A 13,437-nucleotide genomic window follows, 5' to 3' on the forward strand; every position below is an offset into this window, starting at 1 on the left:
TATTGGCCGGCTATGAACTCCCCGGCCATCCGCTTCGACGAGGCGTTGCCGATCTCGGCCCACGTGGACGAGATCCGTGACGCCCTGCGCGCGCACCAGGTGCTGGTGGTGGCCGGCGAGACCGGGTCGGGCAAGACCACCCAGCTGCCGAAGATCTGCCTGCTCGCCGGGCGCACGAGCATCGGCCACACGCAGCCGCGGCGGATCGCGGCCCGCAGCGTCGCCGCCCGCATGGCCGAGGAGCTGGGGGAGGAGCTGGGCGCCACGGTGGGGTTCCAGGTGCGCTTCTCCAGCCAGCGCAGCCGCCAGACCCGCGTCAAGGTGATGACCGACGGCATCCTGCTGGCGGAGATCTCGCACGACCGGGACCTTCGCCGCTACGACACGATCATCATCGACGAGGCGCACGAACGCAGCCTCAACATCGACTTCCTGCTCGGCTACCTCAAGCAGCTGCTGCCGCGCCGCCCCGACCTGAAGGTCGTCATCACCTCGGCGACCATCGACACCGCCCGCTTCTCCGCCCACTTCGACGATGCCCCGGTGATCGAGGTGTCCGGGCGCACCTACCCCGTCGAGGTCCGCTACCGGCCGGTGGTGGGGACGGCGGAGGAACGCGACCGCGACCAGGTGGACGCCATCTGCGACGCCGTCAGCGAGCTGTCCACCTCGCTGGACGGCGACATCCTCGTCTTCCTCTCCGGCGAGCGCGAGATCCGGGACGCGGCGGAGGCGATCGCCGGCCTTCAGCTGCGCTTCACCGAGGTGGTGCCCCTGTACGCCCGGCTCTCGGCCGCGGAGCAGCACCGGGTCTTCGCGCCGCACACCGGGCGGCGCATCGTGCTGGCGACGAACGTGGCGGAGACGTCCCTCACCGTGCCCGGCATCCGGTACGTCGTCGACCCCGGGTTCGCCCGCATCTCCCGCTACTCCGCGCGCACCAAGGTGCAGCGGCTGCCGATCGAGCCGATCTCGCAGGCCTCGGCGAACCAGCGGGCCGGCCGCTGTGGCCGCCTGGGGCCGGGCGTGTGCATCCGGCTCTACGACGAGGACGACTTCGCCTCGCGACCGGAGTTCACCCAGCCCGAGATCCTGCGCACGAACCTGGCCTCGGTCATCCTCCAGATGGCGGACGCCGGCCTGGGCGACATCACCCGGTTCCCGTTCGTCGAACCCCCGGACGCCGGCCAGGTGCGGGACGGCCTCCGGCTGCTCACCGAGCTGGGCGCGATCGAACAGGGCAGGGGCAGGACGCCGCACGGCACGGTGCGGCTCACGAAGGTCGGACGCATGCTGGCCCGGCTGCCGGTCGACCCCCGCCTGGGCCGGATGCTGGTGGAGGCCGACCGTCAGGGCTGCCTGCGCGAGGTGCTGCCGATCGTGGCCGGCATCGCGATCCCGGACGTCCGCGAGCGGCCCGCCGACGACACGGCCGCGGCCGACGCCGCCCACCGCCGCTTCTGGGCCCCGCTGGTCGGCGCAGCGGAGGCGACCCCCGACGGCTCGGACATCGCCGCGCTGTGGCGGCTGTGGACGTACCTGCGGGAGCGTCGCAGGGAGCTCTCCGGCAACGCGTTCCGCCGGCTGTGCCGCACCGAGTACCTGAACTTCCTCCGCGTGCGCGAGTGGCAGGACCTGCACACGCAGCTGCGTGAGGCCTGCGGCGAGGTGGGGCTGCACCGCAACGACGCGCCGGCCGGCATGGACCGGGTGCACACCGCGGTGCTGGCCGGGCTGCTGTCCCACGTCGGCCTCCTCGACGAGGCCTCGATGGCCCGGCCGGCGCGCGGCAAGCGGCGGGGACCGGCGGAGTACCTGGGGGCCCGCGGCGCGCGGTTCGCGATCAACCCCGGGTCCAGCGCGGCCCGCACGAACCCGCCGCTGGTGATGGCCGTCGAACTCGTGGAGACCAGCCGGTTGTGGGCGCGCACGGTCGCCCCGGTCGAGGCCGAGTGGATCGAGGCGGTGGGCGGGCACCTGCTGAAGCACACCTACTCCGAGCCGCACTGGTCGGCGCGCGGCGGCCAGTGCGTGGCGTACGAGCGGGTCACCCTGCTCGGCGTCCCCGTCGTCGCCCAGAGGCTGGTGAGCTACGCACGGATCGACCCGGTGGTCGCGCGCGAGGTCTTCATCGCCTCGGCGCTGGTGGAGGGACAGTGGCGCACCCGCCACCATTTCTGGGCGCGCAACCAGGCTGTCCGGGCAGAGGCGGAGCAACTGGCGGACCGCAACCGGCGCCGCGACCTCCTGCTCGACGACGCGGCCATCGCGGCGTTCTACGACGCGCGGATCCCCGCCGACGTGGTCACGGTCGCGCACTTCGACCGCTGGTGGCGCGACGCGCGGCGCCGTGACGAGCACCTGCTCGACCTCACGATCGACGACCTGGTCGCCCCGGACGCCGACCTCGACACCGGGGCGTTCCCCGACGCCTGGACGGTCGGTGGGTCCGACCTGCCGGTGGACTACGCCTTCGACCCCGGCGCCGGCCACGACGGCGTGACGGTGACCGTCCCGCTGGCGCGTCTCACCAGCCTCGACCCTGCGGCCTTCACCTGGCAGGTGCCGGGGCTGCGGGCGGAGGTCGCCACGGAGCTCATCCGTGCCCTCCCCAAGGCGCTGCGGACCCGGCTGGTGCCCGCTCCGGACACCGCCCGCCGTGCCCTGGAGTGGCTCGCCGCGCACCCCGGCGCGTCCGACGAGCCGCTGTGGACCGCGCTCGGTCGCGCGGTACTGGCCCTCACCGGCGAGCAGGTGCCGGCGGACGCCTGGCGCCCGGAGGCGGTGCCCGACCACCTGCGGGTGCGCTTCCGGGTGGTGGCCGAGGGCAGCGACCCGGTCGTCGGCCGAGACCTCGCCGAGCTCTCCGCCACGCTCGCGCCCGCGGTCAGCAGCACGCTCAATGCCGCGGCCAGCCACCTGACCCATCCCGGCGCCACGACCTGGGAGTTCGGCACGCTGCCGGAGCGGATCAGCCGGCCGATGCCGGGCTTCCCCGCTCTCGTTGACCGTGCCGACCGGGTCGGCGTCCAGGTCTTCGCCGACGAGGACGCGGCCCGGCGCGCCCACCGCAACGGGCTGCGTCGCCTGATCGCCCTGACCACGGTCGACCCCACGCGGTGGGTGGTCTCCCGCATGGGCAACGCCACGAAGCTGGCCCTGGCCACCTCGCCGTACCCGGACGTCCCGGCGCTGCTCGCCGACGCCCGGCTGAAGGCGATCGGGGAGCTGGCCGACGAGGTCGGCGGGCTGACGTCGGTGCGGGACGCGGAGGCGTTCGCGCGCCTCGCCGACACCGTGCGTGCGGGCGCCGCGTCGGCGATGCAGCGGGCCGTCGAGCGGACGGGCGAGATCCTCCAGCTGGCGGGGGACGCGCGGCGCCGGCTCCCCGACACGCGCCCGGACACCCGCGACGACGTGCGTGAGCAGCTCGACGGGCTGGTGTACCGGGGCTTCGTCTCCGCCACGCCGGCGGACGCGTGGCTGCGGCTCCCGACCTACCTGAAGGCGATCCTGCGGCGGCTGGACGCCTCGGTGAGCAACCCGCGCCACGAGGCGGAGGGGCTGGCGGTCATCGCGGAGCTGGAGGACGACTACGCGCGGTTGTGCGCCCGCTTCCCGTCCGGGCCGCTGCCGGACGCCGTGGCGCGGATCGGGTGGTTGCTGGAGGAGCTGAGGGTCGGGCTGTTCGCCCAGGCGCTCGGGACGGCCGTCCCGGTGTCGGCCAAGCGGGTGCGGACGGCGATGGCCGCAGCGCTGGTGTGACGCAGAAGGGCCCCCGCGTCGAGCGCGGGGGCCCTTCTGGCGTCGGAGTGCCGACCGCGGGAGGGGTACCGGGTCGGAGCTCCTGGGGTGCCGGCGGGGTGACCGGTGTCCTCAGACGCCCACGGGGTGTGAGCGGAAGATGCCGGCGAGGGCGAATCGGGCGCGGGGGCGCTCGACGCTGTCCTTGGCGGCGGCAACGTGGCGGGTGGGGGTGAAGGCGCGAGCGGCGGCGAGCTCCTCGACGAGCCGCTCACGGTCGCGATCGATTGGGGTATAGCTCATCATGGGAAAATTGTCCCGCGATTGTTGATTCGGGACAAGCTGAGTATCCCGAACAATCATTCGTCGATGCCGTATGATGAGGTCATGCTCGACCTCAATCGCCTGCGCATCCTCCGGGCGGTGGTTTCCAGCGGTTCGGTCAACGACACGGCCCGCCGCCTGGGGCTGACCCCGTCCACCGTGAGCCAGCACGTGCACACGCTCGAGCGCGAGGTCGGATTCACCCTCGTCGAGCGCGTGGGCCGTGGCATCCGTCCCACCCCGGCGGCCATCGAGCTCGCCGCGGCGAGTGCCGACGCGCTCCAGGCGATGGCGATCCTCGAGGCCCAGGCCCGCGACCTGCGCGAGGGTGCCACCGACAAGCTCACCATGCGCACGTTCGCCTCGGCGGCGTACACCTGGATGCCGGCCGTGGCCAGGACCCTCCGGCAGGAGTTCCCCGGCCTGACCCTCGAGCTGTCGATCAACGAGAGCGACACCGCCGACACCGCCGGCCAGGCCGACATCGAGGTGCACACCGAGGTGCCGGGCGACCATCCCCGCGTGCCGCCCGCGTTCCAGCGCGTCGAGCTGGGCGGCGACGACTTCCTGGTCGCGCTCCCGCACGACCACCCGCTCGCCGAGGCCGGGACGATGGACCTCGCCGAGTTCAGCGAGGACGACTGGGTGCAGTACGACTTCCGCGACGAGATGGCGACCCGCCTGGCGACCGATGCCTGCGCAGCAGCCGGCTTCACGCCGCGCTTCGTGGCCCGCGCCCAGGACCACGTCACCGGCCTGGCGTTCGTGGCCGCCGGCGTCGGGATCGCGCTCGTCCCCGGGCTGGCGCTGGGGTGGTCGGGCTTCGAGGTGGCCTACGTCCGCCCGACGAACCCCACGCCGTTCCGCCGCATCGTCGCCCTCGTGCGCGAGAGCGTCCGCGCGAACCCGGCCGCCGCCCGCACCATCGAACTGCTCGGTGACCTCGGGGGGCGCCTCAACGAACTGACCCCGACCGAGCTCGCCCGCCGCGCGCACCGCTGACGGGCCGCGCCGTCAGCCCACAGCGCAATGCCGCGGTGGTGGCAGGGGGCCGGGGTACAGTGGCCGGGTGCTGGATCCGCGGTTGCTGTACACCCTCAACCCTGCGCTCATGGAGTCCGTCCGCGGGACGCGTCCCGCCCTCCTCCACCTCCTCGACGGCTACATCGACGCAGGGTCGGTGACGCACGCGGCGGGGCGCTACCTGCTGGAGGCCTGCGAGCACGAGGTGCTGGTGGAGTTCGACCACGACCAGCTGCACGACTACCGTTCGCGACGGCCGCAGATGGTGTTCGACACCAACCAGTGGGTGTCGATGACCGACTTCTCGCTGGTGATCCACCGGCTTCTGGACGCGGAGGGCACGCCGTTCCTGATGCTCACCGGTCCCGAGCCGGACACGCAGTGGAACCGGGCGACCGCCGCCGTGCTGGGCCTGGCGGAGCGGCTCGACGTGTCCCGCCTGATCACTGTCTCCGGGGTCCCGATGGCCGTCCCCCACACGCGGCCGACCCTGGTCACAGCCCACGCCACCGACCCGCACACCATCAGCGGCAATCCGATGTGGATCGACCGCGTGCAGCTGCCGGGCAGCTTCTCCCACGTCCTCGAGTTCCGCGCGGGCGAGGCCGGGATGCTCGCGCAGGGCTTCGTCGCCCACGTGCCGCACTACCTCGCGCAGACGACGTTCCCGCAGGCCGTCGAGGCCGTCCTGCGACGGGTGGCGGACGCCGCAGGGCTCGAGTTCCCGCTGGCCGAGCTGTCCGAGAGGGCGGCCGCCAACCTGGCCGGGATCGAGAGCGAGACCGCGGAGGACGCCGACTTCCCGGCCGTCGTGAAGGCGCTGGAGGAGCAGTACGACCGGCTGAGCAGCAGTGGTGCGGCGTCCGTGCCCAGCGCGGAGGAGATCGGCGCGGCGGTCGAGCAGTTCCTGGCCGAGCAGGACCCGCCCAACGACTTCCGGCGGTAGGCGTGCCGGAGTCCGTCGATGAGCTGATCGGGATCCTGGACCTCGAGCAGACCTCCGAGGTGACCTTCCTCGGCCAGGACGCGGGGTCGGCCCGCCAGCGCGTGTTCGGCGGCCAGGTGCTCGCCCAGGCCCTGACCGCGGGATACCGCACGGTGCCGCAGGGCCGGGTCGCCCACTCCCTTGGCGCCTACTTCCTCCGCGCCGGCGTGGCCGGCACGCCGATCAACTACACCGTCGAGAGCACCCGCGACGGCGGCAGCTTCTCCGCGCGCCGGATCGTCGCCGACCAGGGCGGACGGGTCATCTTCTCGATGGTGTGCTCGTTCCACGAGCTCGAGGCCGGTCTCGACCACGCCGACGCGACGCCACTGGGCGTGCCCGACCCCCAGGACTGCCCGCCGCTGTCGGAGGTGCTGGGGGCACGGTCGCGGCGGGCCGTCGAGGCCTGGCGCCAGGAATGGGGCGTGCTGGAGACCCGGTTCGCCTCGGACACCTCCACCCTCAGCGCCGCCGGGGCGCGGGACGCGGCGATGAAGGTCTGGGTGCGCTCCGAGAGCGCGCTGCCCGACGACCGTCAGCTGCACCAGGCGGTCCTGGCCTACCTCAGCGACCTGACCCTGCTCGCGGTGAGCACCGTCCCGCACCCGGTCGAGTTCGCCGGCCCGACCATGCAGGTGGCCTCGATCGACCACTCGATGTGGTTCCACCGTCCGGCGCGGGCGGACGAGTGGCTGCTCTACGACCAGGTGTCCCCGTCGGCCTCGGCCGGCCTGGGGTTCAGCTTCGGCCGGCTGTTCTCCGCCGGCCGTCTCGCCGCGTCGTGCGCCCAGGAGGGCCTGATCCGGCTCCTGAAGGACTGACCGCGTCGCCACCGCTCCGGTCGCGGACGAACGAAAGCCCCGGGGCGGCCGTGCTGGGGTCGGCCGTCCTGGGGCTTCCGTGTGATCCCGGAGTGTCCCGAGGCTCAGGCCGCCTCGGAGTCCTCCCGGAGCTTGGAAATCGCGTGCCGCTCGATCTGCCGAACCCGCTCCGCGGTGATGCCCCAGATCGCGGCGATGTCGGCGAGCTTGGCCTGGCGGCCGTCGAGCAGGCCGTACCGGCGGCGCACCACGTCGGCGGAGCGCTCGTCGAGACTGGACAGCATGGCGTCGAGCCGGGCGCGGTCCTCCGCGTCGAGCACGACCTCGTCGGGGCCGGGGGACATCTCGCGGGCCAGGAGGTCGCCGAGGGCGGTGTCGCCGTCCTCCTCGACCGGGGCGTCAAGGCTCACGTGGTCGCGCGAGAGACGAAGCAGGTCGATCACCTGCTCCTCGGGGACGCCGAGCTCGTCGGCGATCTCGAACAGCTCCGGCTCACGTCCGAAGCGGCGCTCGAGCGTCCGGCGGACCGCGGACACCTGGTTGACCTGCTCGGCGACGTGGACGGGGAGCCGGACGATGCGTCCCTGCTGGGCGATGCCGCGGGAGATGGACTGGCGCACCCACCAGGTGGCGTAGGTCGAGAACTTGAAGCCCTTGGTGTAGTCGAACTTCTCGACCGCGCGGATCAGGCCGGTGTTGCCCTCCTGCACCAGGTCGAGCAGCGGCATCTGCGCGCGGCCGTACTTGCGGGCGACGGAGACGACGAGGCGGAGGTTCGCGGTGATGAAGCGCTGCATGGCTGCCTCGCCCTCCGCGGCGATCGTGCGCAGCTCGTCCTCGGTGGCCCGCACGCGCCGGAGGCCGTCCTCGGTCTCCTCCAGGGTGCCGTCGAGGATCGCCTGGGCGTAGCGGCCGGCCTCGATGAGCTTGGCCAGCTGCACTTCCTCCTCGGCCGTCAGCAGCGGCGTCTTGGCGATGCCGTCCAGATAGAGGCCGACGGCATCCTTTCCATCGATGCCGTCCGTCGTGCGGACCCTGTGTGCGGTAGCAATCACGGAGACTCCCTTTCGCTCGTCATCAGTACAACGTGCGAGCAGGGCGGTTTTCTGCCCAGAACGCCCCTGAGCATCCCCGGAGAGCAGCCGTAGGGGCCAGATTCAGACCACGGTCGTACGTACCCCCATACCCAGGGCTGTGGCCGGACTCACCCGGCGGGATGAGGAGGGGTCGCAGAGACCATCCAGGCCAGCTCGAACGCCGCGTCCCGCCACGCCTGGTACCGGCCGGAATTGCCGCCGTGCCCGGCCGCCACCTCGGTGCGCAGCAGGACCCGGTCCGTCGCCCCGGTGACGTGCCGCAGTTGGGCCACCCACTTCGCCGGCTCGGTGACCTCGACCCGGGTGTCGTTCAGGCCGGCCGTCACCAGGATCGGCGGGTAGGGCAGCTCGCGGACGTTCTCGTAGGGGGAGTAGGCCCGCATCCTGGCGTACGCCTCCGGGTCGTGCAGCGGGTCGCCCCACTCCTCCCACTCGCTCACCGTGAGCGGGAGGTCGGGGTCGAGCGTCGTGGTCAGCGCGTCGACGAAGGGGACGGCGGCGTGCGCGGCGCCGAAAGCGTCCGGGGCGAGGTTGAGGGCCGCCCCGATCAGGAGCCCGCCGGCGCTGCCGCCCTCCGCGACCAGGCGGGACGTCGTCGTGTAGCCGGCGGCGACGAGATGGCGGGCACAGGCGACGAAGTCGGTGAACGTGTTCTGCTTGGCCGCGAGCTTGCCGGCGTCGTACCAGGCGCGGCCGAGCTCGCCCCCGCCCCGGACGTGGGCGATCGCGTACACGTAGCCGCGGTCGAGGAGGCTCAGCCGGGCGATCGAGAACGTCGGCGCGACGCTGATCTCGTACGCGCCGTAGCCGTAGAGGACGCACCCGGCGGAGCCGTCGAGCGGCGTGTCGGCCCGGTACACCAGCGACAGGGGGACGCGGGTGCCGTCCGGTGCGGTCGCCCACTCCCGGCGCTGCACGTAGTCGGTGGGCCGGTACGGTCCGTGCACGGGGTGGTCGAGCACCGGACGCTGCTTGAGCAGGCGCCGCGAGCCGTCGGAGAGGGAGTGCTCCAGGACCTGGTCGGGGGTGACCATCGACTGGTAGTGCAGCCGGATGCGGTCGGTGTCGGCCTCGTCACCGTCGTCGGCGTCCACCTGGTACAGCGGCTCGTCGAATGCGAGGGGGACCTCGGCGCCGAGGTCGCCGGAGGCGTCCCTGTGCCGCAGCGCGACGGTCTGGATGCCTTCGCGGCGAAGGCTCATCACGAGTACGCGGTCGTAGGCGGTGACGCCGAGCAGTCGCGTGCCCTCCTCGCCGGGGCGCAGCGTGCGCCACTGCTCGTGCGAGGTGGCCGCCAGCGGGGCCTCGGCGAGCGCGAAGTCGGGCGCGCCGTCGTTGTGGACGATGAACAGCCGGTCGCCGGCGATCTCGACGTCGTACTCCACGCCCTCCCGGCGGCCCGTCAGTGCGCGCAGCCCGGACGCCGGGTCCGTCGCGTCGAGCAGCCACACCTGGGTGGTGGTCTTGCTGGCGGCGGCCAGCTGCACCCAGCGGTTGTCGCGCGAGGCGTCCACTCCGAGCCAGAACCGCTCGTCGGGCTCGGTGTGCAACAGCTCGTCCGCACCCTGGTCGCCGAGCCGGTGCCACCACAGCCGGTCCGGACGCCAGGCGTCGTCGACCGTCAGGTAGCAGAAGGCGCCGTCGCCGGCCCAGCATCCGCCGGCGGCCACCTCCGCCACCTCGTCGGGCAGGTCCTCGCCGGTGGCGAGATCGCGGAACCGGAGGCGGTAGCGCTCGTCGCCCTCGGTGTCGACGGAGTAGGCCGCACGGCGTCCGTCGGGGGAGACCTCGAAGCACCCGAGCGCGAAGAAGTCCGACCCGGCGGCCAGCTCCTGCACGTCGAGGAGCAGGAGCTCGCCGTCGGGCGTCCCCGCGGACGGGTCGGGCAGGCTGTCGCGTCCCGCGGCCGGGCAACGGTGGATGCTGGGGTAGTCCAGGCCCTCCGTGGTGCGGGAGTAGTACCAGAACTCGCCCAGGCCCGGGTGGCGGGCGAACTCGGGCACGCTCAGGTCGGTCTGCCGGGTGCGGGCGGAGATGTCGGCGAACAGCTCCTCGCGAAGCCCGGCCAGCGGAGCCGTGACCGCCTCCGTCCACGCGTTCTCCGCCGCGAGGTAGGCGAGGAACTCCGGGTCGGACTTGTCCCGCATCCACGCGTAGGGGTCGACGAAGGTGTCGCCGTGGTGGACGCGGGGTTCCGGCCGGCGCGGTGCGACCGGCGGAAGGAGGGGTATTGCCATGGCCACAGCCTAAAGTGCTGCCCCGGCTTGGGGCTTTGCCGATCCCGTGGCACAATGGGGCAGGCGAAGTATTGACAACACCCGGTTGTTGTGCGCCCTTGAACGCCCTGCGAGAGGTTAGCCCCGTGACTCCACGCGCCCGTGCTGCTGCCGTTTCCACCCCCCAGGAAGGCGCCGCCGGCGCACCCCGTGGGCGGACGCGCAAAGCCACCGGCCCGGTGGTGAAGGCGGTGCCGACTCCCGACGTGGACGCCCTCGAGGCGACCGAAGAGGAGGTCGAGCCCACCGACATCGTCGAGGAGGAGCTCGAGGAGGCCCTGGTGGAGGAGCTCACCGTCGAGGATGTGCTGGAGCCCGCCGTCGAGAACGTGAAGTTCGAGCGCGAGGGCGACGACGTCGTCCTCACCGTCGGCGGCAAGAAGCGGACCCTCGACGAGGTGGACGAGTCCGACTTCGAGCCGGCCGAGGCCGCCAAGACCGAGCAGGAGATCACCGAGGACGAGGGCTTCAGCCTCTCCGACGCGGACGACGCGGACGAGCCGGAGCAGCAGGTGCTCGCGGCCGGCGCCACCGCCGACCCGGTGAAGGACTACCTCAAGCAGATCGGCAAGGTCGCGCTGCTGAACGCAGAGCAGGAGGTGCAGCTCGCCAAGCGCATCGAGGCCGGCCTGTTCGCGGAGGAGACCGTGAACGAGGGCCAGGCCGGTGCCGGCGACCGCGACGACCTGGAGTGGATCGCCGAGGACGGCCGTCGCGCCAAGAACCACCTCCTCGAGGCCAACCTGCGACTGGTGGTCTCGCTGGCCAAGCGCTACACCGGCCGCGGCATGCTCTTCCTCGACCTGATCCAGGAGGGCAACCTGGGCCTGATCCGTGCGGTCGAGAAGTTCGACTACACCAAGGGCTACAAGTTCTCCACCTACGCGACGTGGTGGATCAAGCAGGCGATCACCCGGGCCATGGCCGACCAGGCGCGGACGATCCGCATCCCGGTGCACATGGTCGAGGTCATCAACAAGCTGGCCCGCGTGCAGCGGCAGATGCTCCAGGACCTCGGGCGGGAGCCCACCCCGGAGGAACTGGCCAAGGAACTCGACATGACGCCCGAGAAGGTCGTCGAGGTGCAGAAGTACGGACGCGAGCCGATTTCGCTGCACACCCCGCTCGGCGAGGACGGCGACTCCGAGTTCGGCGACCTGATCGAGGACTCCGAGGCCGTGGTGCCGGCGGAAGCGGTGAACTTCACCCTGCTGCAGGAGCAGTTGCACGACGTCCTGGACACCCTCAGCGAGCGCGAGGCCGGCGTGGTGAGCATGCGGTTCGGGCTCACCGACGGCCAGCCCAAGACGCTGGACGAGATCGGCAAGGTCTACGGCGTGACCCGTGAGCGGATCCGTCAGATCGAGTCGAAGACGATGAGCAAACTGCGCCACCCGTCCCGCTCCCAGGTGTTGCGCGACTACCTCGACTGAGTTCACACCTGCCCCCGGGGGCGTAATTCTGAGGCCCGCACCGACCGTAGCCAAGTCCTGAGGACTCCGGTTACGTTCGGTGGATGGGAGCACCGGGAGGGCACGCGCCGGCGTCCGGCGGGCCGCCCGTCGTCGCCCTCTCCCGCGTGAACAAGCACTTCGGGACACTGCACGTCCTCAACGACATCACCCTGGACGTCGCCAGGGGCGAGGTGGTGGTGGTCCTCGGCCCGTCCGGCTCGGGCAAGTCGACGCTGTGCCGTGCGATCAACCGGCTGGAGACGATCGACTCCGGCTCGATCGCCATCGACGGGGTCCCGCTGCCGGAGGAGGGTGCCGCGCTCGCGGGCCTGCGTGCGGAGGTCGGCATGGTGTTCCAGGCGTTCAACCTCTTCGCCCACAAGACCGTCCTGCAGAACGTCACCCTCGGACCGGTCAAGGTGCGCGGGCTGACGCCGGCCGACGCGCAGGCGAGGGCCCTCGAGCTGCTCGAGCGGGTGGGGGTGGCCGACCAGGCCGCCAAGTTCCCCGCGCAGCTGTCCGGCGGGCAGCAGCAGCGCGTGGCGATCGCCCGCGCCCTCGCCATGGACCCGAAGCTGATCCTCTTCGACGAGCCCACGTCCGCCCTCGACCCGGAGATGGTCAACGAGGTGCTCGACGTGATGGTGACCCTCGCCGCGCAGGGCATGACGATGATCGTGGTGACCCACGAGATGGGCTTCGCCCGCAAGGCGGCCGATCGCGTGGTCTTCATGGCCGACGGGCAGGTCGTCGAGCAGAACACTCCCGAGGCGTTCTTCACCGCACCCCGGACCGACCGTGCCAAAGACTTCCTGAGCAAGATCCTCACCCACTGACATCCCCGACGAAGTCACCCCACGAAGGAGGAGAGATGATGACAGGTGGTACGCCCCGGTGGGCGATCGGCGGTGCGCTGGTCCTGGCCCTGGGACTGTCCGGCTGCGCGGGGGCCAGTCCCGCCGGCGGGGACCCGGGCAGCGGAGGCAAGGTGACCGTCGGGATCAAGTTCGACCAGCCCGGGCTGGGCCTGAAGAACGGCGACTCCTTCGAAGGATTCGACGTGGAGGTGGCCCGGTACGTCGCGAAGGAACTCGGCTACACCGACGTGGAGTTCCGGGAGACCCCGTCCGCGCAGCGCGAGACCATGCTCCAGTCCGACCAGGTGAAGATGATCTTCGCCACCTACTCGATCACCGACGATCGCAAGAAGAAGGTGTCCTTCGCCGGGCCGTACTTCATCGCCGGGCAGGACCTGCTGGTGAGCGCGAGCGCGTCCGGCATCACGGGCCCCGAGAGCCTGAACGGCAAGAAGCTGTGCTCGGTGGTGGGCTCGACCTCGGCCAAGAAGATCAAGGACACCATCGCCAACGAGGTGCAGCTCCAGGAGTACGACACCTACTCCAAGTGCGTCGAGGCCCTCGCCTCGGGCAGCATCGACGCCGTCACGACCGACAACGTCATCCTCGCCGGCTTCGCCGCCCAGCCGCAGTACGCCGGGAAGCTGAAAGTGGTCGGCAAGACGTTCAGCACCGAGCGCTACGGCGTGGGGATCAAGCAGGGCGACACCAAGCTCTGCACGGCGATCAACGACGCGCTCGCCAAGATGGTTTCCGACGGGTCCTGGCAGAAGGCCCTCGACGACACCGTCGGCACGTCCGGGTTCACCCCCGACGCCGCGACCAACCCGCCCAAGGCCGACGCCTGCGCCTAGCG

10 protein-coding genes are annotated in these 13,437 nt (G+C 71.8%); 7 read left to right on the top strand and 3 right to left on the bottom strand.

The annotated features are described in order from the left end of the window. Positions 1 to 12 precede the first annotated feature (12 nt). Entirely contained in the window at positions 13 to 3,765 is a 3,753-nt protein-coding gene (gene hrpA / locus ACFQQJ_RS07795; protein WP_377105412.1) for an ATP-dependent RNA helicase HrpA, read from the top strand. A 111-nt stretch (positions 3,766 to 3,876) separates the two neighbouring features. Here hrpA and ACFQQJ_RS07800 read toward each other — a convergent pair whose 3' ends face one another. Then, complete coding sequence (locus tag ACFQQJ_RS07800; protein WP_377105413.1) at positions 3,877 to 4,047, bottom strand: hypothetical protein; 171 nt, start codon at positions 4,045 to 4,047, stop codon at positions 3,877 to 3,879. Positions 4,048 to 4,131: 84 nt separating this feature from the next. On the opposite strand from ACFQQJ_RS07800, the gene ACFQQJ_RS07805 reads away from it, so the two are divergent. The 3 genes from ACFQQJ_RS07805 to ACFQQJ_RS07815 all read left to right on the top strand — a co-directional run bounded on the left by ACFQQJ_RS07805 (position 4,132) and on the right by ACFQQJ_RS07815 (position 6,897). Beyond that, positions 4,132 to 5,070, top strand: a complete 939-nt coding sequence (locus tag ACFQQJ_RS07805; RefSeq protein ID WP_377105414.1) for a LysR family transcriptional regulator — start codon at positions 4,132 to 4,134, stop codon at positions 5,068 to 5,070. 67 nt (positions 5,071 to 5,137) lie between these two features. After that, positions 5,138 to 6,037, top strand: coding sequence for a PAC2 family protein (locus ACFQQJ_RS07810; RefSeq protein ID WP_377105415.1), 900 nt, complete (start codon positions 5,138 to 5,140; stop codon positions 6,035 to 6,037). A 2-nt stretch (positions 6,038 to 6,039) separates the two neighbouring features. Further along, complete coding sequence (locus ACFQQJ_RS07815) at positions 6,040 to 6,897, top strand: acyl-CoA thioesterase (protein WP_377105416.1); 858 nt, start codon at positions 6,040 to 6,042, stop codon at positions 6,895 to 6,897. Between the two features lie 104 nt (positions 6,898 to 7,001). On the opposite strand, the gene ACFQQJ_RS07820 is transcribed toward ACFQQJ_RS07815, so the two are convergent. Together ACFQQJ_RS07820 and ACFQQJ_RS07825 are read right to left on the bottom strand one after the other, a co-directional pair. Continuing rightward, positions 7,002 to 7,949, bottom strand: coding sequence for an RNA polymerase sigma factor RpoD/SigA (locus ACFQQJ_RS07820; protein ID WP_377105517.1), 948 nt, complete (start codon positions 7,947 to 7,949; stop codon positions 7,002 to 7,004). Positions 7,950 to 8,101: 152 nt separating this feature from the next. Further along, positions 8,102 to 10,231 (bottom strand): S9 family peptidase, encoded by a 2,130-nt coding sequence (locus ACFQQJ_RS07825; protein WP_377105417.1) that lies wholly within the window; start codon positions 10,229 to 10,231, stop codon positions 8,102 to 8,104. 125 nt (positions 10,232 to 10,356) lie between these two features. Between ACFQQJ_RS07825 and ACFQQJ_RS07830 the strand changes: the two genes are divergently transcribed. The 3 genes from ACFQQJ_RS07830 (at position 10,357) to ACFQQJ_RS07840 (ending at position 13,435) form a co-directional block, all read left to right on the top strand. Further along, a complete protein-coding gene (locus ACFQQJ_RS07830) occupies positions 10,357 to 11,703 on the top strand; it encodes an RNA polymerase sigma factor (RefSeq protein ID WP_377105418.1) in 1,347 nt (448 codons plus the stop codon). Between the two features lie 83 nt (positions 11,704 to 11,786). Next, on the top strand, positions 11,787 to 12,560 hold the full coding sequence (locus ACFQQJ_RS07835; RefSeq protein ID WP_377105419.1) for an amino acid ABC transporter ATP-binding protein: 774 nt from the start codon (positions 11,787 to 11,789) through the stop codon (positions 12,558 to 12,560). Between the two features lie 35 nt (positions 12,561 to 12,595). Continuing rightward, positions 12,596 to 13,435, top strand: coding sequence for a glutamate ABC transporter substrate-binding protein (locus ACFQQJ_RS07840; protein WP_377105420.1), 840 nt, complete (start codon positions 12,596 to 12,598; stop codon positions 13,433 to 13,435). Positions 13,436 to 13,437 lie beyond the last annotated feature (2 nt).

Origin of the sequence: Propionicimonas sp. T2.31MG-18, assembly GCF_964266745.1 — a bacterium.
Lineage (GTDB): Bacteria > Actinomycetota > Actinomycetes > Propionibacteriales > Propionibacteriaceae > Propionicimonas.